The sequence below is a fragment of the Rugosimonospora acidiphila genome, from assembly GCF_039543385.1.
Lineage (GTDB): Bacteria > Actinomycetota > Actinomycetes > Mycobacteriales > Micromonosporaceae > Rugosimonospora > Rugosimonospora acidiphila.
The window spans coordinates 164,972-187,153 of sequence record NZ_BAABJQ010000015.1 but is presented as its reverse complement, the minus strand read 5'-3'; the positions used below and the strand labels follow the sequence as shown (position 1 = coordinate 187,153).

Genomic DNA, 22,182 nt, shown 5'->3' with positions numbered 1-22,182 from the left:
CCGTCCGGCGACTGGCCTCGGTCGCGGCCCGTGACCCCGGGGCCACCAGGCGATCGGCGCCCGGTGTGGTGCTCGTCGAGGCGGCTCCGCGAACCCTGGAACGTTGTTACTGATAGTGAATAATTGAAACGTATCGGTAACAGTCGCCTCGTCGATTGAACTGAGGCGGCCGGGGGCGCGTGCCTCTCGGGCGGAGCGGGCCGAGCGAAGAGAACGAGGCGAGGTGGCGATTGTTTGACGATGGTTGCTGTCGGGCCAGCGGGGGTCTCGCCGGTGTGGGTCGGCCATTTTCTCTCCCGATGGAGGTTGTGCATGGCAATCGAGCTGGTCGTCAACGGTAAGAAGGAGAAAGTCACCTCGTCACCTGACACCCCGCTGCTCTACGTGCTGCGCGGTGAACTCGGTCTGACCGGGCCGAAGTTCGGCTGCGGCCTGGAGCAGTGTGGTGCCTGTTCGGTGCTGGCGAACGACGCGTCGAGGCGCTCCTGCGTGAAGCCCGTCTCGGACTTCGATGGGCAGAGCATCACGACGGTGGAGGGGTTGCCGGCGGCCTGGGCGAAGGCCAAGAAGCTTCGGCATGTGGACCTGCACCCGATCCAGCAGGCCTGGATCGAGGAGCAGGTCCCGCAGTGTGGCTACTGCCAGAACGGAATGATGATCACAGCTGCCAACCTGCTCGGCACCAATCCCGATCCGTCGGTCAGCGACATCATGACCGCGTTCAGCACCTCGGGCCCGTCGGCTCACCTGTGCCGGTGCGGCACCTATGACGCGATCATCAAAGCGGTCCAGCGGGCCGCCAAGCTGATGGCCGAAGGAGCCGGCGATGAGCATTAAGGAAGGACCAGGCACGCTGAGCAGGCGCGGCCTGCTCAAGGCCGGCGGGGCCCTAGTGGTGATGTCGGCGGCGGTGCCCGTCGCGCTGCGGGCGTCGGTCGCCCAGGCGGCGGCGACGGGTATGCCCTTCCCCACCCCCGTCCTGACCGACCTCTCCACGTGGTTGACGGTCCAAGCCAACGGCAGTGTCACCTGGCGTACCGGGCACGTCGAGCTGGGTCAGGGAAACCGGACCGCGCTCGCGCAGATGGTGGCCGAGGAACTCGACGTCGCGTTCGACGCGGTCACCCTGGTGATGGGCGACACCAGCATCACCCCGGATCAGGGCGTCACGGCCGCCAGCAGCACCATCGCCAGGGCGGGCGTGCAGGCCCGGCTGATCGCCGCCGAAGCCAGGGCCACGCTGCTCTCCCTGGCCTCCAAGCGGTTGCGCGTTCCGGCCTCCGAACTCACGGTCGAGGACGGTGTGGTCCGCGTCCGCCAAGATCCAAAGGACCACGGCTCGAAGGGGCACGGCTCGAAGGGGCACGGTTCGAAGGGCGACAGTTCGAAGAAGGTCAGCTACGGCCAGCTGGTGCACGGCAAGGCGCTCACCGCGGTGACGCCGATCGTGATCAACGGCCAGAGCACGACCGTCGGGGCCACGCCCAAGCCGTTCACCGAGTACAAGCTGGTCGGCAAGTCGATTCCGCGCGTCGACATCGTGGACAAGGTCAGCCAGAAGACCACGTTCGTCCAGGACGTCACGGTCCCGCACATGCTCCATGCCCGCGTCATCCATCCCAAGGGGATCGGCTCCACCGTCGTGTCGGTGGGTGAGCTGCCGGCCGGGAGCAACGCACAGGTGGTGCGGCTGGGCAACCTGGTGGCGGTGGTCGCGAAGCAGGAGTGGGACGCGATCAAGGGAGCGGCCAACCTGCCGGTCACCTGGTCGGACTGGAACGGCCTGCCCACCACCGAGAACTGGCCGGCCACCATGCGCGCCACGCCGGCGAATGTCATGACCCATGCCAGCCAGGGCGACTTCGACGGCGCCTTCGGCTCGGCCGCCAACGCCATGCAGACGACGTACCAGACTCCGTTCGAGAACCACGGCATGATCGGGCCGAGCTGCGCCGTCGCCGACGTGCGCTCCGACGGCCGGGTCACGGTCTGGTCCGCCACCCAGTACCCGCAGGGTCTGCGCAACGGCATCGCGCAGATGCTGAACGCCTCCGTCGAGCAGGTCGAGGTGCTCTGGTTCGACGGCGCCGGCTGCTACGGGCGCCTCTGCTCCAATTACGATGACGCGGCCTCGGAGGCGGTGTTCCTGTCCCGGGAGCTGGGCAAGCCGGTGCGCGTGCAGTGGAGCCGCCAGGACGAGCACATCTGGGAGCCGCACGGCCCCGGCACTCTTCACGACATGGCGGCCGGGTTCGACGAGTCCGGCAACATCGTCGCCTGGAAGCACGAGGCTTTCATGGCGCCCAACAACGACAGCACCCTGCTCGGGCCCATTCTGGTCGGCGTGCAGATGTCGAGCACCCGGATGCCGGTCGGGAGTTGGACGGGTCCCGACCTCTACCAGTTCCCGAACCTGCTGGAGCTCGTGCACCAGATGCCGGAGCTCGGTGCGGGCACCTCGCCGTACCCGTTCGGCATCCGCACCACCTTCCTGCGCTCACCCGGCCAGTACCAGATCACCTTCGCGCAGGAGTCCTTTGTGGACGAGATCGCGGCCAGGATCGGACAGGACCCGCTCGAGTTCCGCCTGCGGCACCTCGTCGACCCGCGGGCGATCGCCGTCCTGCAGGCGGCGGCGAAGGCGGGCAAGTGGGAGTCGCGGCCCTCGCCCAAGCCGGACGCGAGCACGAGCAACGGCACGGTCACCGGGCAGGGCATCTCGCTCGTGCTCCGCGACGGCACCTACGCGGCCGGGGTGGTCAAGCTGCAGGTGACCCCGGCAACGGGCCAGGTGCTGCTCACCGAGGTGACCGTGGCCCAGGACCAGGGGCAGATCATCAACCCACGCGCGATCGAGCACCAGATCTCCAGCTGCATCATCCAGACCGCGAGTCGGGTCCTGCACGAAGAAGTCAAGTTCGACACCGCCAACGTCACCAGCACCGACTGGAGCAGCTACCCGCTGCTGCGGATGGACGAGACGCCGACCATCAACACGGTCCTCGTGCCCAACCCGCAGATAGCCCCCTCCGGGGTTGGTGAGCCGGCCGTCAACGTGATGCCGTCGGCCATCTCCAGCGCCGTCTTCGACGCCACCGGCGTGCGGCTTCGTACGATTCCCTTCACGCCGGACGTGGTCAAGGCGGCGCTGGGGTAACTACCGCGAAATCGGCTCATCCCAGCCGCTCGGGTGGTTCCCAGTAGCGGCACAGCCGGGCCCGATGCGTCGCGCCGACCCCTGTCAACCGGGGGCGGGCACGACGCATCGGGCCCGTGCGGTTCAGGGGGAAAGGGCCGTCGCGCGCCGACCCGCGGCGCCCGAAGTCCGAGCACGGCTCTGTCGCGGCGATGCCCGAAACTTTTTGCTTAGTTTCGATGGTTTTCGCGGTAGTTCTCGTCGTGATCAAGGGCGGCGCTGCGGCATCGTCGTCCAACTTGGTCTCGTTCGCGGCGACAACCCCGATAACTGCGGGGATAAAAGCCGTCCCTGGTCACTAATTGGGCCGAGGCGTGGTATCGAAACTTTTCCGAAAGTCATTGACGGTCGGCTATGGCCAACTCACACTAACGCCATCGGTAATCATCAACGGCTGCCGATCGCGCTCCCATCGGCCCAGTCCCCGGTCGTCGCCAGGTGACGGCCCCGTCCAAGGAGGCCCCCATGAACGCCCTCCAACATGTTCCCAGAGCCCCCGGCGGCAGCCGGCTCCGGCTGCTGCTGAGCCTGGCCTTCGCCATGAGCCTGGCCGCGGCCATGGTGGCGCTGCCCAGCCCCGCGCAGGCGGCCACCCAGATCTGCTCGAACCAGACCGGCACCAACGCCGGCTACTACTACCAGATGTGGTCCGCCGGCACCGGGTCGGCCTGCATCACGCTGAACTCGGGCAACAGCTACTCCACGTCGTGGAGTGGCATCGGCGACTTCGTCGCGGGCGTGGGCTGGAGCACCGGCAGCAGCCAGACGGTGAGCTTCAACGGCAGCCTCAACGCGTCCGGCGGCACCTCGCTCGTGTCGCTCTACGGCTGGTCGACCAACCCGCTGGTCGAGTACTACGTGATGGAGAACTACAAGGGCTCGCCGCCCACCGCCGGCACCTACATGGGTCAGGTCACCAGCGACGGCGGCACGTACAACATCTACGAGCACCAGCAGGTCAACCAGCCCTCCATCCAGGGCACCGCGACCTTCGAGCAGTACCTGGCGATCCGTACCTCGCCGGTGAGCAGCGGGACCATCACCCTGTCCAACTTCATCAGCGCCTGGGCCAGCCACGGGATGAGGCTGGGCACGATGAACTACGAGATCCTCGCTACCGAGGCCTGGGGGGGCGGTAGCGGCAACTCCACCATCACGGTCAACGCCGGCAGCACCGGTGGCGGTGGCGGTGGCGGCGGTGGCGGCGGCGGTGGTGGCGGCGGCGGTGGTGGCGGCGGTGGTGGTGGCAGCGGAGGCTGCACCGCGACACTGTCGGCGGGATCGCAGGGCAGCAACTGGTACAACCTCAACGTCTCGGTCACCGGCTCCAACAACTGGACCGTGACGGCGAACCTGGTGAGCCCGGCGGTCGTCTACTCCACCTGGAACGTCAGCGCCAGCTGGCCCAGCCAGTACGTCATGGTCGCCAAACCCAACGGCGGCGGCAACAACTGGGGCATGACGATCTCGCCCAACGGGCAGTGGACCTGGCCCTCGCTGTCCTGTAGCACCGGGTAGCGTCCGGCGGCACCGGCTGCCGGAGCTGACTCGGCCAGCCCATGACCGTTTGTCAGGGTTCGGGCACGGTAGCCAAGCCGCTGGGGCGGCAACGGAGTTCCTGCTGGGACAACGGCGGCCGACGTCGCCGACCCGCGGGGACTCCGTTGGCCGTCCGGTCCAGCATCGCCCCCTCGCCGGTGCCCGTCGCGTGCCGGGCCCGGTCGGGGATGCCGGTCAGTCCGGCCGGGGCCCGGTCGGGTCGTCGCTCTCGGCGCCCTCGGCGGTCATCCGGCGGGTGGCGGGTTGGCCGGCTTTCGGGCGTGGATGCGTTCGACCGTGCCGGCCTTGAGCCGTTCGGCCTCCACGACCTCGAATCCGGCGGCCTGGACGAGGGGCCGTTGGCGGCGGGTGAAGTACTCGCCCGCCGCGCGGATCGTCAGGCGTTCCAGCAGCCATTGGGCGGCATAGACGGGTGGCCAGGTGCTGGCGATGTGGTCGAGAAGCAGCAACCGTCCGCCCGGGACCAGTACCCGCATCATCTCGTGGATCGCCGTGGCTGGATCGGGGATCGAACACAGCGCCAGGGCGCAGACCACCGTGTCGAACGACGCGTCGTCGAAGGGCAGCCGTTCGGCGTCGCCCTCGTGGAATTCGACGTGCCGGCCGAGGTCCGTGGCCCGCTGCCGGGCGATGGCGAGCATCGCGGGGCTCAACTCGACACCGGTGACCGCCGCGTCGGTGGGGTAATACGACAGGTTGCGGCCGGTGCCGATGGCGATTTCCAGGACGCGGCCGTGGGCACGCGCGCCGAGCCACTCCCGTCCGCCACCGAACTGGAATTTCTCGAAGACCGCGATCTGCCGGTCGTAGCTCGGCGCGCCCCTGTCCCACACCCGTCTCTGCCGCGCGGTGGGGCTCTCGCCGGTCCGCGCCTTGGCGCCGCCGCTCATCAGCATGGTCCTTCCGTGGAAGGCGGGGGAGCGGGCGGTCCGGGGCCCGGGCGACCGCCGCACCGATCGGGCTCCTCCCCTTCGACGGTACGGGCAAGATCCTCGGTTGTCGATCGGCGCCAGAGTGCGCGCCGGCCGTACGAGGACCCTTCGCCAGCGACTACTGGCCCGCCTTCGTGGGCGTGCGGCGGCCCTGGAGGGCTTGGAAGCGACCGGGTATCCCCGCACGCTGCGGCGCCGCGACGACCGCGGTCCCGTACGCGCAGATCTCCACCCAGTCCGGGGAGATCGTCCGCTCGGTGAACCGCATGCTCACCACCGCGGTGGCTCCCGCGTCGTGCGCGTGCGCGGCCATCCGTTCCACCGCCTCGCGGCGAGCGGCGATCAGGTGCCGCTCGTCGACCGCGGAGAGGTTGTCATTCGTGGGTACGCCTTCGGCGAATCTGTTCTGTCCACGGGCGGTGACTCCTACCACCTCACCGATTATCGCAAGGATTCGGTATCCGGGTAGGTCGCCCATTGTCACGACCAACATGGCCATTAATACCCGACCCGGCGGCCGGTCACACCTCGAGGACCGTTCGTATCGACGCTCAATGGGTGTGCCGGGGCCGGCCATCCTCAAACAGGGAAATCAATTCATGTATTTCGTGAATGACACTCGCCCCGTGAAACGACACCGTGAGAAACGCAAGGCGCGTTCACCGTCAATGGTCGTCACAGCACCTGGACGCCGGCGGGCAGCGCGTCGCCAAGGTGGTCCAACAACGTCACGCGGAGGGCCTCGGCGGCGTGCGGCAGCACCGCGCGACGGCGGTGAGCGAGCGCGACCGTACGCCGCATGCCCGGCGGAGCGAGCGGCGTGCCCCGCAGCAGTGGCCGGTTGGCCAGCACCATGCCGGGCACGACCGCGACGCCGAGCCCCGCCTCGACGAATGCCAGCACGGCATCCATCTCGCCGCCTTCGACGGCGAACCGGGGGGTGAAGCCGGCCCGGCGGCACGCCTCGAGCGTGACGTCCCGCAGGTCGTAGCCCGCCCGGAACATCACCAGCGGCAGGTGCTCGAGCTCGCCGAGGGCGAGCTGGGCGTGCTCGGAGGGCGGCGGCCCGGCCGCGACCGACGCGACCACGAGGTTCTCCCGCAGCAGCGGCGAGGCCGCGAGTTCCGGGTCGACGCCGTGCTCGGGCGCGACGATGAGGGCCAGGTCGAGGCTGTGCGCGAGCAGCCCGGCGATGAGATCCGGTGAGCTGCCCTCGGTCACGTTGAGGGCGATGTCCGGATGCGCCGCCCGGAAGCGCCGCAGCACCTCCGGGACCAGCGACGAGCAGAGGCTCGGGGTGGCGCCGAGCCGCACCGCACCCTGGCGCAGTCCGACGAGGTTGCGGATCTCGTCGCGGGCGACGTCCGCGTCGGCCACCATGCGCTGCGCGAAGGGCAGCAGCGCCGCTCCGGCCGCGGTGAGGGTGACCGCGCCCCTGATTCGCTCGAATAGTGGCGCACCTAACGCCGTTTCGAGGGTGTGAACCTGCTTACTCAAAGTGGGTTGACTCACGCTGAGAAGCTCCGCCGCCCGGGTGAAATGTCGTGTTTCCGCCACTGCTAAGAAGTATCGCAACTGCTGAAGCTGCATTTCCATAGCCTCCGTCTATCACTTACCTACCGATCATGCATTAGACGAATCAACGCCCGCTCCCTACCGTTCGAGAAGTGGCGGTAGACACCCGAATCCGACCCCAAAAGGCCCCAACGGGCGTGCGGGCGGGCAGCAGCGTGGGACTCAAGATCCTGATGGCGACAACCGGGATCCTGCTAATTCTGTTCCTGTACGCGCACATGGCCGGCAATCTGAAGATTTTCTTCGGCGCGACCCCGTTCGACCACTACGCGCACTGGCTGCGCACCATCGGCGAGCCGCTCCTGCCCGGGCAGTGGTACCTGTGGATCCAGCGGACCGTGCTGACCGTGGCGGTCATCGGGCACATCGTCTCGGCGGCGATCCTCGCGCGCCGGGCGCGGCGGGCGCGACCCGTGCGGTACGAGCACCGTCCCAAGGTCCAGGGCAGCTACGCCGCGCGCACCATGCGCTGGGGCGGCGTGATCGTCGTGCTGTTCGTCATCTTCCACATCCTCGACCTGAGCACCGGAACGCTGAACCCGGTCGGCGCACCCGGGCGCCCGTACGCGAACGTGGTCGCCGACTTCGCGCCGCACCGCTGGTACGTGACGCTGTTCTACGCGCTGTCCATCGTGGCCGTGGGCTTCCACCTGCGGCACGGGATCTTCAGCGCGGTCCGCACCCTCGGCCAGCGCACCGCGCGCGGCGAACGCATCGCCCGCGCCACCGCGCTGGTTCTCTCCGTCGTACTGGTGGTCGGTTTCCTGTCGGTGCCGTTCGCCGTCATCACGGGATTGGTGAATTGATCATGGAGCTCTACCGCGAAGGCGAGCCGATACAGGACAAGGCGGCGCCGGACGGCCCCGTCGAGACGCGTTGGGAACGCCGGAAGTTCTCTGCCAAGCTGGTCAACCCGGCCAACCGCCGCAAGCTGACCGTCATCGTCGTGGGCACCGGCCTGGCCGGCGGTTCGGCGGCGGCGACGCTGGCGGAGGCCGGCTATCGCGTGCGGTCGTACTGTTACCAGGACAGCCCGCGGCGCGCCCACTCGATCGCCGCGCAGGGTGGCATCAACGCGGCGAAGAACTACCGCAACGACGGCGACTCCGTCTACCGGCTGTTCTACGACACCGTCAAGGGCGGTGACTTCCGCGCCCGGGAGTCCAATGTGTACCGCCTGGCCGAGGTCAGCGCGAACATCATCGACCAGTGCGTGGCGCAGGGTGTGCCGTTCGCCCGCGAGTACGGCGGCCTGCTGGACAACCGCTCGTTCGGCGGCACCCAGGTGTCGCGCACGTTCTACGCCCGCGGGCAGACCGGGCAGCAGTTGCTGCTCGGTGCCTACCAGGCGATGGAGCGCCAGATCGCGGCCGGCAACATCGAGATGAACGCCCGCCACGAGATGCTGGAGCTGATCGTGGTGGACGGCCGGGCCCGCGGCATCGTGGTCCGCGACCTGGTCACCGGCGAGATCACCACCGACTTCGCGGACGCCGTCGTGCTGGCCTCCGGCGGTTACGGCAACGTCTTCTTCCTCTCCACGAACGCGAAGGGCTGCAACGTCACCGCTACCTGGCGGGCGCACCGCAAGGGCGCGCTGTTCGCCAACCCCTGCTACACGCAGATCCACCCGACGTGCATTCCCGAGTCCGGCAAGCACCAGTCGAAGCTCACGCTGATGAGCGAGTCGCTGCGCAACGACGGCCGGGTGTGGGTGCCCCAGCGGGCCGGCGACAACCGGGCGCCCGGTGACATCCCCGAGAGCGAGCGCGACTACTACCTCGAACGCATCTACCCGGCGTTCGGCAACCTGGTCCCGCGTGACATCGCCTCGCGTGCCGCGAAGAACGTGTGCGACGAGGGCCGCGGCGTCGGCCCCGGCGGCCTGGGTGTCTACCTGGACTTCGCGGACGCGATCCAGCGGCTCGGCCGGCACACCGTGGAGGAGAAATACGGCAACCTCTTCGAGATGTACCAGCGCATCACCGGTGAGGACCCGTACCAGGTGCCGATGCGCATCTACCCCGCCGTGCACTACACGATGGGCGGCCTCTGGGTGGACTACGACCTGCAGTCCACGATTCCCGGCCTGTTCGTCGTGGGCGAGGCGAACTTCTCCGACCACGGAGCGAACCGGCTCGGCGCGTCCGCGTTGATGCAGGGCCTCGCGGACGGGTACTTCGTGCTGCCCAACACGATCAGCAATTACCTGGCGGCCGGCCCGTTCGACAAGCTCACCGTGGATCACCCGGAGGTCGTCGAGGCGCGGCAGGCGGTCACCGAGCGCGTGAAGCGGCTGCTGGCCGTCAACGGCGACCGCACCGTCGACTCGTTCCACCGCGAACTGGGCCACCTCATGTGGGAGTACTGCGGCATGGAGCGCACCGAGGAGGGGCTCACCAAGGCCCTGGGCCTGGTTCGTGGCCTGCGCGACGAATTCTGGTCCCGGGTCAAGGTGCCCGGCACCGGCGAGGAGCTGAACCAGAACCTGGAGCGGGCCGGCCGGGTCGCCGACTTCTTCGAACTCGCCGAGCTGATGTGCATCGACGCGCTGCACCGGCGCGAGTCGTGCGGCGGGCACTTCCGAGCGGAGAGTCAGACCCCCGACGGCGAGGCGCTGCGCAACGACGACGAGTTCAGCTACGTCGCCGCGTGGGAGTACGCCACCGGGATGCCCGTCCTGCACAAGGAAGAGCTCGACTTCGAGTACGTCCATCCGAGCACCCGGAGCTACAAATGAACCTCAAGCTGCGCGTCTGGCGCCAGAAAGGTCCGGACGACGCGGGCCGCATGGTCACCTACACCGTCGAGGACATCTCCGCCGACGCGAGCTTCCTGGAGATGCTCGACGTCCTCAACGAGAAGCTCATCCTCAACGGCGAGGAGCCGATCGCGTTCGACCACGACTGCCGCGAGGGCATCTGTGGAATGTGCGGCATGATGATCAACGGTGTCGCGCACGGCCCCGAACGGGCGACCACCACGTGCCAGCTCCACATGAGGCACTTCTCCGACGGTGAGACGATCGACGTCGAACCGTGGCGGGCGGCCGCCTTCCCGGTCGTCAAGGACCTGGTCGTGAACCGCAGCGCGTTCGACCGCATCATCCAGGCCGGTGGCTACGTCACCGCCCCGACCGGTGCGGCTCCGGAGGCTCACGCGGCGCCGGTACCCAAGCCGGACGCCGACGCGGCGTTCGAGGCGGCCACCTGCATCGGCTGCGGAGCCTGCGTCGCCGCCTGCCCGAACGGCTCGGCGATGCTGTTCACCGCGGCCAAGGTGGGGCATCTCGGCCTCCTGCCGCAGGGCCAGCCGGAACGCGACAGCCGCGTGCTGAACATGATCGGGGCTCAGGACGACGCGGGCTTCGGCGGCTGCACCAACGCGGGGGAGTGCACCACGGTCTGCCCGAAGGGCATCCCGCTCACCCTGATCGGCCGGCTGAACAGCGACTACCGCAAGGCGCTGCGCAAGCGCTGAGGCCCAGCTCGTGGATCCGGCCGTGGGCGCCATCGCGCACGCGCCGTACGGCGCCGGTGGGTTACCCGGCCGGATCCGCGAACGGGCGGCATTCGTGGCGTTGGCCCGCCGGTGGCGCACCGTCGGCGGGCCAACGTCATGCGTACGCGCTGGCTGACCAGGCAACCCGCCGCCGCGCCGGTACCCCCGGCGGTATCATCCCATCCGCGGAGGAGGGGCGGTTTTGACCGGGGAAGACACCAGCGCGCGAGACCAGTTGCTGGCCGCGACCATCGATCACGTGGCCCAGCACGGCCTGGCGGACACCAGCCTCCGCTCGCTGGCCGCCGCCATCGGCACCAGCCACCGGATGCTCATCTACCACTTCGGCTCGAAAGAGGGGCTGCTGGTCGAGGTGGTCCGGGCGGTCGAGGCGCGGCAGCGGGAGACGCTCGACGCGTTGCGCGCGAACGAGGCGGACAGCCTCGCCGACGTCATGCGCCTGCTGTGGCGCGACGTCTCCGATCCGTCCCGCTGGCCGCACGAGCGGTTGTTCTTCGAGATGTACGGCCGGGCACTGCAGGGCCGTCCGGGCACCGAACCGCTGCTGGAGGGCGTCGTCGAGCCCTGGCTGGACAAGGCCGCGCAGGTCGGGGCCCGGCACGGGCTGGACCCGCAGACGACCCGGGCGCGCGCCCGGCTCGGCGTGGCGACCGTGCGGGGTCTGCTGCTCGACCTGCTCGCCACCGGCGACCGGGCCGGGGTGGACCGCGCGATGGAGGAGTTCATCTCGTTCTACGAGTAGCGTCGGTGCGCTCGACGAGCAGGGGGTGACGTTCCGGATGACAGACGCCTCGGTTACGCCGCGAGACGTGCGGCGCCTCCCGCTCGCGGCGTTGTCGGCGCTGGCGGCGGCGGCCTTCGTCGCGGTCACCACCGAGGTGCTTCCGGTCGGGCTGCTCAACGAGATCGGCGCCGGCCTGCACATCGACGCCTCCCGCACCGGACTACTCGTGTCGGTCTACGCGATCGTCGTCGCGGTCTGCTCGGTGCCGCTGGCCGCGCTGGTCCGGCGGTGGCCGGCGCGATCGGTGCTCTGCGCACTGCTGCTCGGCTACGCGGCCAGCAACGCCGTGCTGGCCTTCGCCGGCGCGTACTGGGTCGCGTTGTGCGCCCGGCTGCTCGGGGGTCTCGCGCACGCGGGCTTCTTCTCCGTCATTTTCGTCGTGGCGGTCCAACTCGCCCCGGCCAGGCACGGTCGGGCGGTCGCGGTCGTCGGTTCCGGCGTGGCGTTGGCCCTGGCCCTCGGCGTCCCGGCGGCCACCGCCGTCGGTGCCGCGGTCGGGTGGCGCTGGGCCTTCGCGGGCTGCGCGGTGGCCATGCTGGTACTCGCCGCGCTCATGGCGGTCGTCCTTCCGGCCGAGCCGCGAGGCGCCGAGCCGGTACGGCGGCCTCCGGTACTCGGCGCGCTGCGCACCCGGCGGGCGCTGCCGGTCAGCCTCGCCATCGTCGTGCTCACGCTCGGCCACTACACGCCGTTCACCTATCTCACGCCGCTGCTGCGGGAGTCCGGGGTCGGGCCGCGCCAGATCAGCATCGCGCTGCTCGGCTACGGCTGCGCGGGCGTGTTGGGCGTACTGGCCGCCGGTGCCGTCGCGGACCGGCGACCACTGCCGGCGCTGCTCGCCGCCGCGACGCTCACCGCGGTCAGCCTCCTCGTGTTGGGTGCCACGCGCGGCGTACCAGCGCTCACGGTGATGGTGGTCTGGGGCCTGACCTTCGGCACGCTGCCCACGCTGATCCAGACCGTCGCGCTGCGTGCCGTGCCTCCCGACGCGCTCGACGCGGCGCCGGCCGTGGTCAACGCGGCGTTCAACGTCGGTATCGCGGGCGGGGCCTTCCTCGGCTCCCGCGAACTGCTGGTCGCCGCGCCGCCGACGCTTGCCTTCACCGGCTCCGCACTCATCGCGGTATCGCTGCTTCTTCTGGCCCGGATTCGCCCGGCGACCGGGCCGGGCGTCAACGCGTGACCCAGCGGTTCGGGTGGTGAATGCCGGGTAACCGGTCGTGGCGGGCCCGACATGACATACCTCGCACCGGGCCGGTTGAACCGGTGCGCGCCGCGGTCACGTTTGTGCTGTGTACCGATGAACGTTCAGCGGAAAGGGACAAGGCGACCGTGCGTATCATTTTCGCCGCCACGGGTGCCTACGGGCATCTTTACCCCATCGTTCCACTCGCCGTGGCCGCCCGGGACAGCGGGCACGAGGTAGTGGTGGCGACGGATTCGCAGTTCCATCCGGTGCTGGCCGAGGCGGGTCTCGAGGCCGTCGCGGCGGGCCTCACCGTCGAGGCGGCCTTCGGCACGGTGCTGGCCGGGTTGACGGCTCCGCCGGCCGGCGAGGCCGACGTCGCGGTGGAGGCGTTCGCGCAGGTACTGCCCAAGCGGGTCATCGCCGACCTGCAGCCGGTACTGCGGGAACGGAAGTTCGACCTGATGATCCACGAGGTCGGGAACTCGGGTGCGGGGATCGTGGCCCGGATGGCCGGCATGCCGTCGGCGGTGATGGGGCTCGGTCGGGTGCCGGAAGGCCCGCTGTGGGATCTGATGTTCCCCGCGCTGACCGCCGTGGCGGCCGAGTTCGGCGTCGAAATCACCGACCCCCGGACGCTCGACGAACCGTACATCGACATCTGCCCGCCGTCCCTGCAACTGCCGGGGTTCGCCCAGGAGGTCCAGCACCTCCCGACCCGGCCGATCGCCTGGAACCCGCCGGGCTCCCTCCCGCCCGCCGTGCTGGCCCGCGACCGGAGCCGGCCGCTGGTCTACCTGACCCTGGGTACGGCCTTCGCGCAGGCGGGGTTGCTCCGGCACATGATCGACGCGCTCGCCGAACTGCCGGTTGACGCGCTCGTGGCGACCAGCCGAGCGGTGCGGATCGCGGACCTCGGCGAGCTTCCGGACAATGTCACGGTGCAACAGTGGGTACCGCAGGCCGACCTGCTCAAGCACGTCGATCTCGTCGTACACCACGGCGGCAGCGGTACGCTCCTCGGCGCGTTGGCGCAGGGGCTTGCGCAGCTCATGCTGCCACTGGGCGCGGACCAGTTCTCCAACGCGCAGCTGCTCGTCGGGGCGGGCGTCGCCCGGCAGGTCCTGCCCGACCAGCACAGTCCGGAGACGATCGCGGAGCAGATCCAGGGTCTGTTGGCGGACGCCCAGGCCAGGGCGACGGCCGGCAGGATCGCCGGCGAGATCTCGGCCATGCCGGCGCCGGCGGAGACGATCGAGCGACTGGCCGGGATCGTCGGTTAGCGACAGGTCGCCCGTCGCGCCACCCGGACCCCCTCGCGGCTAGGGGCGGGGATTGCGGCTAGGGGCGGGAATTGCGGCTGGGGCGGGGATGCCGAGTCGTTGGGCGAACGCGGACATCTCATCGCGCTGTTCGTCGGGCTCCGTGGACGCGGCCGCCACGACGATCCGGGTCACGCCCTGGGCGGCGAGCGCCTCGACGTGTTCCCGCGTCAGCTCCATCGACCCCCACCGCGTGTACTCCAGAGCCTGGGGATCGCGCCCGGCGTCGAGGGCGGTTGATCGGGCGAGATCGAGCTGGGCCGCCCGTTCGTCGGGTGTCAGCGCGCCGCCGGGAAAGTAGCCGTCACCGCGTTTCCCGGCGCGGCGCGCGGCCGCCCGGCTCGACCCACCAATGTGGATCGGTAGCGCGGCCGTGCCGTACGGCTTCGGGAAGCTGCACAGGTCATCGAAGGAGAAGAATTCGCCATGGAAGCTCACCCCGGCCTCGCCGCCGGCCCAGAGCAGCCGCAGCACGTCGATCGCTTCGTCGGCACGGCGACCGCGGGTGCTGAAATCGACGCCCACGGCGCGGGCCTGACCCGGGAGAGTGCCCAGCCCGACGGTCAGCAGGCGCATCCGTCCCCTGGACAGCACGTCGATGGTGGCCAGGCGCTTGGCCAGGATCACGGGATGGTGGTAGGGCAACAGCAGCACGCCCGTGCCCAGCAGGATCCGGTGCGTAGCGGCGGCCACGAAGCTCAGGGAGTCGAGGGGATCGGCGTACGGCAGCGTCGGCGGCAGTTCGCCGGCCCCGAACGTCGCGCCGGGATAGAGCACGATGTGCTCGGGAAGGTACAGCGCCTCGAAGCCGCAACTCTCGGCATGCTGTGCGTAGGCCACGAGCTTGTCGGGGTCGACTCCCTGATACGGGCTGCTGTAGCTGATCGCGAACTTCACTCCGCTCCCTTGGCTCGCCTCTGTCTGATCGGGGTGCGCCGGCCCGATCGCATCGGGTGAGCCCGCGCCTCGTCCGGCCCGCGCCATTCGTCGACGAGCGGCCGACCGCCCGCGCTTGCCTGGCGCGGGCCACGCTAAACCCTGCCGCCGGCGTCAGGGCAAACGCCGGCGGCACGGTTCGTGGCGATACGCCTGCTCAGGCATCAGGGTCGGTCTGACTCACGAGTCGAGGTCGGCCTGCTCTTCGGGAGTCAGCAGCCGGGAGCGGATGAGGAACCGGACGCCCTCGGGGGCCTCCAGGGAGAATCCGCTGCCGCGTCCGGGAACCACGTCGACGGTGAGGTGGGTGTGGCGCCAGCGTTCGAACTGGGCCGCACCCATCCAGAAGGTGACGGGCTCGTCCACCCCGTCGATGGCCAGCTCGGCGAGCAGCACGTCGGAGGAGCCGGTGCGGAATTCGCCCTGCGGGTAGCACATGGGTGAGCTGCCGTCGCAGCACCCGCCGGACTGGTGGAACATCAGCGGGCCGTGGGCACCCCGCAGCGACCGGATGACCTCGGCCGCCGCGGGAGTGATGGCTACACGGGATGTCATGACGGCGCCGGCCTAGAACAGTCCGACGGCCCGCGGGCTGTAGCTGACCAGAAGGTTCTTGGTCTGCTGGTAGTGATCGAGCATCATCCGGTGGTTCTCCCGACCGATGCCGGAGCCCTTGTACCCGCCGAAGGCGGCGTGCGCCGGGTACGCGTGGTAGCAGTTGGTCCACACCCGCCCGGCCTGAATGGCGCGACCGGCCCGGTAGGCGGTGTTGGTGTCGCGGGTCCACACGCCGGCGCCCAGCCCGTACAGAGTGTCGTTGGCGGTCTTGATGGCGTCGTCGAAGTCGCTGAACGCCGCCACGGACACCACCGGGCCGAAGATCTCTTCCTGGAAGACGCGCATCGAGTTGCTGCCCTCGAAGATTGTCGGCTGCACGTAATACCCGTCGGACAGCCCACCGTCGAGCTGGGCGCGTTCGCCGCCGGTGAGGACCTTGGCGCCTTCCTGCCGGCCGATGTCCAGGTAGGACAGGATCTTTTCCAACTGGTCGTTGGATGCCTGGGCGCCGACCATCGTGGCGCTGTCCAGCGGGTTGCCCTGCACGATTTTCTGGGTACGTTCGACGGCGGCGTCGAGGAAGTCGCGGTAGTGGCCCTGCTGGATCAGCGCCCGCGACGGGCAGGTGCACACCTCACCCTGGTTGAGCGCGAACATGGTGAAGCCCTCGAGTGCCTTGTCGAAGAACTCGTCGTGAGCGGTGGATACGTCGTCGAAGAAGATGTTCGGGCTCTTGCCGCCCAGCTCCAGGGTCACCGGTTTGATGTTCTCGCTGGCGTACTGCATGATCAGCCGGCCGGTGGTGGTCTCCCCGGTGAACGCCACCTTGGCCACCCGGGCGCTCGCCGCCAGGGGTTTGCCGGCCTCGATGCCGAATCCGTTGACGATGTTGACGACGCCCGGCGGTAGCAGGTCCGAAATGAGGTCCATCAGGTAGTGGATGGACGCCGGGGTCTGCTCGGCGGGCTTGAGGACCACGGCGTTACCGGCGGCCAGGGCGGGGGCGAGTTTCCAGGTGGCCATGAGGATGGGGAAGTTCCACGGGATGATCTGCGCTACCACGCCGAGCGGTTCGTGGAAGTGGTACGCGACGGTGTCCTCGTCGATCTCGCTGATCGAGCCCTCCTGGGCGCGGATCGCGCCGGCGAAGTACCGGAAGTGGTCCACCGCGAGCGGGATGTCGGCGGCCAGGGTCTCCCGGATCGGCTTGCCGTTCTCCCAGGTCTCGGCCACGGCGAGGTTTTCCAGGTTGGCTTCGATCCGGTCGGCGATCTTGTTGAGGATGTTCGCGCGTTCCGCCACCGAGGTGCGGCCCCAGGCCGGCGCGGCGCCGTGCGCGGCGTCCAGCGCCTTCTCCACGTCCTCGGCGGTGCCCCGGGCGATCTCGCAGAAGGTCTGACCGGTGACCGGTGTCGGGTTCTCGAAGTAGCGGCCCAGGGCGGGCGCGACGAATTCGCCGTTGATCCAGTGGTCGTACCGGGATTGGTAGCGTACCGGGGAGTCGGACTGTCCGGGCGCGGCATAGGTGGTCACGGCTGCACCTCCAGCGTGTCGGGTGCCCGACACGGTAGGACGGGGGACGTTACACGAACGTTGCAGCGCCCATCGATCCCGGATCGCCCTCGCCCCGGATCGCCTTTACCCCGGCTCGCCCAGGCCGTAGTCCGCCCGCAATTCGCGTACCCGAACCCGGGCGCTCTGCCGGTGTCCGGACCGAGGCGGCGTGATGGCCTCCAACCGCTCCCACACCGCGAGGTCATCGAAGCCGGCCCGGCTGGCCCAGGCGTGCAGGACCCGCCGGTCCGGACTGGCCAGGACCGCGCCACGCAACTGAGTGTCCAGCCAGTGACGCAGTTCCACCACGCCCGGAGCGTCGGAGGTGGGCAGCAGCGGCCCGGGGTAGGCCCCGACCGCCGAGGCCAGGTCACCGTGGGACAGCGCGTGCCGCACGGCGATGAAGTCGGCCTCGACCGCCCGGGCCAGCCGGTACGGGCGGGACTGGAGCAGGTTGCCGATCAGGCGACGCAGCCGCGTCAGCTCCACCCGCAGCGTGGTCTGCGCAGCCAGGTCGCCGTACAGGGCGGCGGCCAGTTGCTGCCCGGTCATGCCCTCCGGGTGGGCGGCCAGGATCAGCATCAGTTCGGCGTGGCGGCGGTGCAGGCGCAGTTCGCGGCCGTCGATGCGCAGCACGCCCTCCGGCCGGCCCAACACGCGCAGCCGCGGCGGCGCGGTGCGCGCGGGCAGCCAGGGGGCGTCCCGCCCGGTGCGCTGCCAGCCCAGGTAGGACTCGGCGACCTGGGCGGCGGCGCGGACCAGGCCGAGGCTGTGCGGGTTGGCCACCGCGTCGCCGCCGGTGACGTCCAGAACGCCGAGGATCTGGCCGGTGGCGGGGTCGTGGATAGGCGCCGCGGCGCAGGTCCACGCCTGTACCGTGTGCCGGAAGTGCTCGGCCGCGAAGATCTGCACCTCGTGATCGACGGCCAGGGCCGTGCCGGGCGCGTTGGTGCCGGCGTGCGGCTCGTCCCACTGGGCGCCCGCCACGAAGTTCATCCGCGCCGCCCGGGCCCGCGCACCCGGGTGGCCCTCGACCCACAGCAGCCGCCCGGTCGCGTCCATCACCGCCCAGAGGTGCCGCCCGTCGTCGGCGGTCGCGCCGACCAGGTCGCGCAGCACCGGGAGCACTCTCGCCAGGGGATGCGCGTCCCGATAGGTGGTCAGGTCGTCGTCGAGCAGCATCACCGGCGGGTCGGTGTCCGGGTTGACCCGTGCCCGCGACGAACGCAGCCACGACTGCGCGACCACGTCCCGCACCGGTACCGAGCCGGTGTCGAGCGCGCCCGTGGCCAGGAACGCGGCGTGCGCGTGAGCGATCTGCCTGGCCCGGCCCCGCGGATTCGTGCCCACCTCCGCCAGCCACGCGTTGGCCACCGGGACCTCACCTCCCGTCGCTGTGCCAGGTGGGCGGCCCGCGATGCGAACCCCGGCGACCGGGCGGCGACCCAGCGGTGCGGAGAACGCTGTGCGGTGCGCCAACCGTAGCGCGGCGGCCCCGGCGCTGCGCGCCGATCATGCTCCGCTGCCGAAACTGTTAGCCAGCTCGAGGCTACCGCCGGCCCTCACCGCCGAACAGGTCGATGGCCCGGTCGACGAATCGATTGGTCGCGATCGACTGCTCCTCCCGCCAGATCCGCAGCAGGTCCTGTTCGACGCGGGTACCCGGGGGCGGGGAATGGCTGACCGTCGCCTTGGCCTGAAGGTTCCTGGCTCGTTGCGCCACCAGCAGCGGTATCGGGTCCAGTCCGAGCCGGAGGGTGAGGTGTAGCTTGACGCGCAGCAGGACGCGCATGTCCCTGAGATGATCCAGCGGCGTGCCGAGCCATTCCAGCAGGCGCTCCCGGCCCTGTCTGGTCGGCTGCATCGGCACCCGCCGCGGGCCCAACGAACTCGACTCGGCCGGCTCGGGCGTGATCATCGCCTTGGCCTGCAACGCGTGCAGCGCCCGGTAGATGACCGGGTTCGGCAGCGACCAGACCTGACCGAGCAGGGTGTCCGGGGTGAGTTCCTTGACCAGCGAGAAGCCGTGGCGCGGCCGCTCGACGAGCAGGCCGAGCACTATCCAGTCGGCCAGCGACCACGAGCCCTGTGCCGGGTCGTCCTCGATCACGCCCGGTATTTTAGGCCCGTCGCGGTCGGCCGGTGGGACCGCGTGGCAGCGCGCGTGGGCGAGTGGGTGGGTGGGGCCAGCGACTCGCGTGAGTCCGGTCAGCCGGTGATCGTGTACTGCGCCGTGCCGGTGTACGTGCCGGGCACCGTACCGTCGGGACGCTCAGCACGGTTACCGGTGCAGCCGCAGGCGGATCAGATCGGAGACGTAGCGGCCGCCCTTGACGTCGCCGGGTACGACGAGCCGGGCCAGCCCGTCGGCGGTCGGCTGGCCGTCCTCGGTGACCGCGACGAGGACGCTCTTGTGTTCGAAGCCCGGATCGAACTCGCCCCAGGCCACCGTGGCCTGGTACCGGTCGCTGCCGGTCGCGGTGACCACATAGCGCAGTTGGTCGTTCTTCACGGTCGGGTCGAATTTCGGCTGAGCCCGGTTGAGCACGTCAAGCAGCAGCGGCCCGGTGTAGGTGTGGGTCTGGGTCCCGGTGCCGCTCTCGAACGTCACGGTGACGGTCTGCTCCGGCAGCGCCGCCAGGTCGGTCGCGGACAGCCGCACCCGGTGCCGGACCGCGCCGTCGACCAGCAGCACCGTGCGCTGCTTGGCCGCCGCACCACCGCCGGTCCGGCGGTCGATGTTCGGCGCACCGCTGGACGCACCGCTGGCCGTGCCGGCGGTGAGCGCCACGGCGGTGAACACCGCGGCGGCGAGGACGGCGAGGCGGCGGCTGCGGCTGGTTGTCGATCGCACGGGGTGCTCCCTCCGGTGTGTGGCGGCGTCGGCCACCACGGGATCCTGCGCGGCCGACCAAGTCGCGCATCGCATCTCGTCGATGCTACAGAGCGGGAACGCCAGGTGAGGCTGGTACGAGCGGATCTGCCGTCGGGCGGAATCACGGGATGAGCGATCACGTGGACCCGCTTGGTTGGCAGACACGTGTCTTACGACTAACCTCGATTTACGTCAGATGACTGTCTTACGAGGGTCGGAGGCGAGCGCGGAGTGGACCCGGTTAGTGGGGTGGACGCGGATACCCGTCCGGGTTCCCGCCGGGCGCAGGCCGAGGCAACCCGCGACCTGCTGCTGCGCACCGCGGAGCGGCTGTACGCCGAACGCGGGCTGGCTCAGGTGTCCAACCGCCAGATCGTCGAGGCCGCGGGTCAGGCGAACAACTCGGCGCTGGCCTATCACATCGGCACCCGCACGGATCTGATCCACGCCATCACGCGCTCGCACGTCGAGCGGATCGCCGCCCGCACGCAGCAACGGGTCCGCGCGGCCCGCCGGTCGCGCCGACCCCGCGACCATGTGGCCAGCCTCGTGCTGCCCTACACCGAATACCTGGCGAGCCTGGGCAACCCCAGTTGGTGCGCCCGGTTCCTGGCCCAGGTGGTGACCGATCCGGCGCTGGCCGACCGGGTCGACGTCGATCCGGTGCTGGCGATGAAGTTCCTGGACGGCGTGGCGGCGGTGTGGTCGCACCTGGCCGAGTTGCCGCCCGCCGAGTCGGCCCTGCGTAGTCAGACCGCGCGGGTCGCGGTCATCCACACCTGCGCCGAACAGGAACGCGTCGCGGCCACCAGGGGCGTGCCGGCGGACTGGTCGCTGGTTGGACAGGCCCTGACCGACGCCGTTACCGGTCTGCTGCTCGCGGCGCGACACCGCACAGCTGTCCCCACCGCACGGAAGGACTGCCCATGACCAACCAGACGACCCGTCCCACGATGCTGCGTCCGGTCCCGCAGGAGATGCTGGAGCGTGGCGAGTGCCCGTTCGATCCGCCGTCGGCGCTCGCCCGGTTGGACCAGCGGGCGCCGCTGTCTCGGATCGAGCTGCGCAACGGTGCCGAGGCCTGGCTGGTGACCGGGTACGATCAGGCCCGTGCGGTGCTGTCCGACCCGAGGTTCAGCTCCGACACCGTCCGGCACCGCAGCGCGATGAATCTGCGGCCCGAGGAGGTCGGCGTGGCCCGGGGCCCGGTGGAGGTGCCGGCGCGGCAGGACGGCATGTTCCTGTTCATGGACCCGCCCGAGCACACCCGACTGCGGCGGCTGCTCACCGGTCAGTTCACGGTGCGACGGATGCAGCTGCTGGAGTCGCGGATCCGGGAGATCGCGGTCGAGCACATCGAGGCCATGCGCGCGGCCGGTACCGAGGCCGACCTCGTGCCCGCCTTCGCGCTGCCGCTGCCGTCACTGGTCATCTGTGAGCTGCTCGGCGTGGCCTACCAGCGCCGCGCCGAGTTTCAGGAGCGCACAGCGATCTCGCTGAACCTGACGAAGAGCGAGCAGGAGCGGGCGGGTGCCTCGGCGGCGATCTACCAGTTCATGCGCGAACTGGTCGCCGAGAAGCGCCAGCATCCGGCGGACGATTTGCTGTCCGGCCTGATTCACGGCGACGCCGAGCCGCCGCTGACCGAGAACGAACTGGTCGACATCGCGACCGTGCTGCTGGGCGCCGGCCACGAGACGACGGCGAACATGCTGGCGTTGGGCACCTACGCGCTGCTGGAGCACCCGGACCAGTTGGCCGTCGTGCGCGACGATCCGGCGGTGCTGGACAACGGAGTGGACGAGCTGCTGCGCTACCTGTCGATCATCCACATAGGACCGACGAGGATCGCGACCGCGGACGTGGCGATCGCGGATACCACGGTCAGGGCCGGAGACACCGTGCTCATCTCGGTTCCGCAGGCCAATCGCGCGGCCGACCACTGGCCGGCACCGGAGCGCCTGGACCTCACCCGCCCGCGCACGCCCCACCTGGCCTTCGGCCACGGGGTCCACCAGTGCCTGGGCCAGCAGCTGGCCAGGGCGGAACTCCGGGTCGGCCTGGCGGAGCTGGTCCAGCGGCTACCGAAGCTGCGCCTCGCGATCCCGGCCCACGACGTCCCCCTGCGTACCGACATGCTGATTTTCGGCGTGCACTCGCTACCCGTGACGTGGTCCTGACC

At 70.0% G+C, this 22,182-nt stretch carries 20 protein-coding genes; 11 read left to right on the top strand and 9 right to left on the bottom strand.

All coding sequences use genetic code 11. The features are described from left to right. Positions 1-312 precede the first annotated feature (312 nt). The 3 genes from ABEA87_RS24360 to ABEA87_RS24350 all read left to right on the top strand — a co-directional run bounded on the left by ABEA87_RS24360 (position 313) and on the right by ABEA87_RS24350 (position 4,714). Positions 313-837, top strand: a complete 525-nt coding sequence (locus ABEA87_RS24360) for a (2Fe-2S)-binding protein (protein WP_345633174.1) — start codon at positions 313-315, stop codon at positions 835-837. Continuing rightward, positions 827-3,157, top strand: coding sequence for a xanthine dehydrogenase family protein molybdopterin-binding subunit (locus ABEA87_RS24355; RefSeq protein WP_345633172.1), 2,331 nt, complete (start codon positions 827-829; stop codon positions 3,155-3,157). The genes ABEA87_RS24360 and ABEA87_RS24355 overlap by 11 nt, the downstream gene beginning before the upstream one ends. A 504-nt stretch (positions 3,158-3,661) precedes the next feature. After that, a complete protein-coding gene (locus tag ABEA87_RS24350; protein ID WP_345633170.1) occupies positions 3,662-4,714 on the top strand; it encodes a glycoside hydrolase family 11 protein in 1,053 nt (350 codons plus the stop codon). Between the two features lie 266 nt (positions 4,715-4,980). Here ABEA87_RS24350 and ABEA87_RS24345 read toward each other — a convergent pair whose 3' ends face one another. The 3 genes from ABEA87_RS24345 to ABEA87_RS24335 form a co-directional block, all read right to left on the bottom strand. Beyond that, positions 4,981-5,646, bottom strand: coding sequence for a class I SAM-dependent methyltransferase (locus ABEA87_RS24345; RefSeq protein WP_345633169.1), 666 nt, complete (start codon positions 5,644-5,646; stop codon positions 4,981-4,983). A 160-nt stretch (positions 5,647-5,806) separates the two neighbouring features. Next, a complete protein-coding gene (locus ABEA87_RS24340; RefSeq protein WP_345633168.1) occupies positions 5,807-6,181 on the bottom strand; it encodes a YbjQ family protein in 375 nt (124 codons plus the stop codon). A gap of 182 nt (positions 6,182-6,363) precedes the next feature. Continuing rightward, entirely contained in the window at positions 6,364-7,284 is a 921-nt protein-coding gene (locus tag ABEA87_RS24335; RefSeq protein ID WP_345633167.1) for a LysR family transcriptional regulator, read from the bottom strand. A 116-nt stretch (positions 7,285-7,400) separates the two neighbouring features. Between ABEA87_RS24335 and ABEA87_RS24330 the strand changes: the two genes are divergently transcribed. The 6 genes from ABEA87_RS24330 (at position 7,401) to ABEA87_RS24305 (ending at position 14,038) form a co-directional block, all read left to right on the top strand. Beyond that, positions 7,401-8,069 (top strand): succinate dehydrogenase cytochrome b subunit, encoded by a 669-nt coding sequence (locus tag ABEA87_RS24330; RefSeq protein WP_425570943.1) that lies wholly within the window; start codon positions 7,401-7,403, stop codon positions 8,067-8,069. Positions 8,070-8,071: 2 nt separating this feature from the next. Next, complete coding sequence (locus ABEA87_RS24325) at positions 8,072-10,003, top strand: fumarate reductase/succinate dehydrogenase flavoprotein subunit (RefSeq protein ID WP_345633162.1); 1,932 nt, start codon at positions 8,072-8,074, stop codon at positions 10,001-10,003. Next, the gene (locus tag ABEA87_RS24320; protein WP_345633160.1) at positions 10,000-10,743 is read left to right on the top strand and encodes a succinate dehydrogenase/fumarate reductase iron-sulfur subunit; all 744 of its coding nucleotides are present in this window, start codon (positions 10,000-10,002) and stop codon (positions 10,741-10,743) included. Before ABEA87_RS24325 ends, ABEA87_RS24320 begins: the two co-directional genes overlap by 4 nt. A 223-nt stretch (positions 10,744-10,966) precedes the next feature. Continuing rightward, positions 10,967-11,527 (top strand): TetR/AcrR family transcriptional regulator, encoded by a 561-nt coding sequence (locus ABEA87_RS24315; RefSeq protein WP_345633159.1) that lies wholly within the window; start codon positions 10,967-10,969, stop codon positions 11,525-11,527. Between the two features lie 67 nt (positions 11,528-11,594). Further along, a complete protein-coding gene (locus ABEA87_RS24310) occupies positions 11,595-12,752 on the top strand; it encodes an MFS transporter (protein WP_345633157.1) in 1,158 nt (385 codons plus the stop codon). 149 nt (positions 12,753-12,901) lie between these two features. Further along, positions 12,902-14,038, top strand: a complete 1,137-nt coding sequence (locus ABEA87_RS24305; RefSeq protein WP_345633155.1) for a glycosyltransferase — start codon at positions 12,902-12,904, stop codon at positions 14,036-14,038. Between the two features lie 39 nt (positions 14,039-14,077). Here ABEA87_RS24305 and ABEA87_RS24300 read toward each other — a convergent pair whose 3' ends face one another. The 6 genes from ABEA87_RS24300 to ABEA87_RS24275 form a co-directional block, all read right to left on the bottom strand. Beyond that, positions 14,078-14,974: a TIGR03619 family F420-dependent LLM class oxidoreductase gene (locus tag ABEA87_RS24300; protein ID WP_345633154.1), complete on the bottom strand. Its 897-nt coding sequence runs from the start codon at positions 14,972-14,974 to the stop codon at positions 14,078-14,080. A 219-nt stretch (positions 14,975-15,193) separates the two neighbouring features. After that, positions 15,194-15,568: a DUF779 domain-containing protein gene (locus tag ABEA87_RS24295; RefSeq protein ID WP_345633153.1), complete on the bottom strand. Its 375-nt coding sequence runs from the start codon at positions 15,566-15,568 to the stop codon at positions 15,194-15,196. A gap of 12 nt (positions 15,569-15,580) precedes the next feature. Beyond that, on the bottom strand, positions 15,581-17,104 hold the full coding sequence (gene exaC / locus ABEA87_RS24290) for an acetaldehyde dehydrogenase ExaC (protein ID WP_345633151.1): 1,524 nt from the start codon (positions 17,102-17,104) through the stop codon (positions 15,581-15,583). 105 nt (positions 17,105-17,209) lie between these two features. After that, positions 17,210-18,499 (bottom strand): GAF domain-containing protein, encoded by a 1,290-nt coding sequence (locus ABEA87_RS24285; protein WP_345633149.1) that lies wholly within the window; start codon positions 18,497-18,499, stop codon positions 17,210-17,212. Between the two features lie 175 nt (positions 18,500-18,674). Next, positions 18,675-19,235: a PadR family transcriptional regulator gene (locus ABEA87_RS24280; protein ID WP_345633147.1), complete on the bottom strand. Its 561-nt coding sequence runs from the start codon at positions 19,233-19,235 to the stop codon at positions 18,675-18,677. Positions 19,236-19,406: 171 nt separating this feature from the next. Next, entirely contained in the window at positions 19,407-19,979 is a 573-nt protein-coding gene (locus tag ABEA87_RS24275) for a molybdopterin-dependent oxidoreductase (RefSeq protein WP_345633146.1), read from the bottom strand. Positions 19,980-20,231: 252 nt separating this feature from the next. Here ABEA87_RS24275 and ABEA87_RS24270 point away from each other — a divergent pair, with 252 nt between their 5' ends. Then, positions 20,232-20,930, top strand: coding sequence for a TetR/AcrR family transcriptional regulator (locus ABEA87_RS24270; RefSeq protein ID WP_345633144.1), 699 nt, complete (start codon positions 20,232-20,234; stop codon positions 20,928-20,930). After that, entirely contained in the window at positions 20,927-22,180 is a 1,254-nt protein-coding gene (locus ABEA87_RS24265; protein ID WP_345633142.1) for a cytochrome P450, read from the top strand. The genes ABEA87_RS24270 and ABEA87_RS24265 overlap by 4 nt, the downstream gene beginning before the upstream one ends. Positions 22,181-22,182: the final 2 nt, after the last annotated feature.

Bases quoted from the DNA above. Each gene is read 5' to 3' on its own strand.
- ABEA87_RS24355 (WP_345633172.1), top strand. From the start codon at position 827: ATGAGCATTAAGGAAGGACCAGGCACGCTGAGCAGGCGCGGCCTGCTC.
- ABEA87_RS24340 (WP_345633168.1), bottom strand. From the start codon at position 6,181: ATGTTGGTCGTGACAATGGGCGACCTACCCGGATACCGAATCCTTGCG.
- ABEA87_RS24360 (WP_345633174.1), top strand. From the start codon at position 313: ATGGCAATCGAGCTGGTCGTCAACGGTAAGAAGGAGAAAGTCACCTCG.
- ABEA87_RS24335 (WP_345633167.1), bottom strand. From the start codon at position 7,284: ATGGAAATGCAGCTTCAGCAGTTGCGATACTTCTTAGCAGTGGCGGAA.
- ABEA87_RS24265 (WP_345633142.1), top strand. From the start codon at position 20,927: ATGACCAACCAGACGACCCGTCCCACGATGCTGCGTCCGGTCCCGCAG.
- ABEA87_RS24345 (WP_345633169.1), bottom strand. From the start codon at position 5,646: ATGAGCGGCGGCGCCAAGGCGCGGACCGGCGAGAGCCCCACCGCGCGG.
- ABEA87_RS24320 (WP_345633160.1), top strand. From the start codon at position 10,000: ATGAACCTCAAGCTGCGCGTCTGGCGCCAGAAAGGTCCGGACGACGCG.
- ABEA87_RS24295 (WP_345633153.1), bottom strand. From the start codon at position 15,568: ATGACATCCCGTGTAGCCATCACTCCCGCGGCGGCCGAGGTCATCCGG.
- ABEA87_RS24350 (WP_345633170.1), top strand. From the start codon at position 3,662: ATGAACGCCCTCCAACATGTTCCCAGAGCCCCCGGCGGCAGCCGGCTC.
- ABEA87_RS24325 (WP_345633162.1), top strand. From the start codon at position 8,072: ATGGAGCTCTACCGCGAAGGCGAGCCGATACAGGACAAGGCGGCGCCG.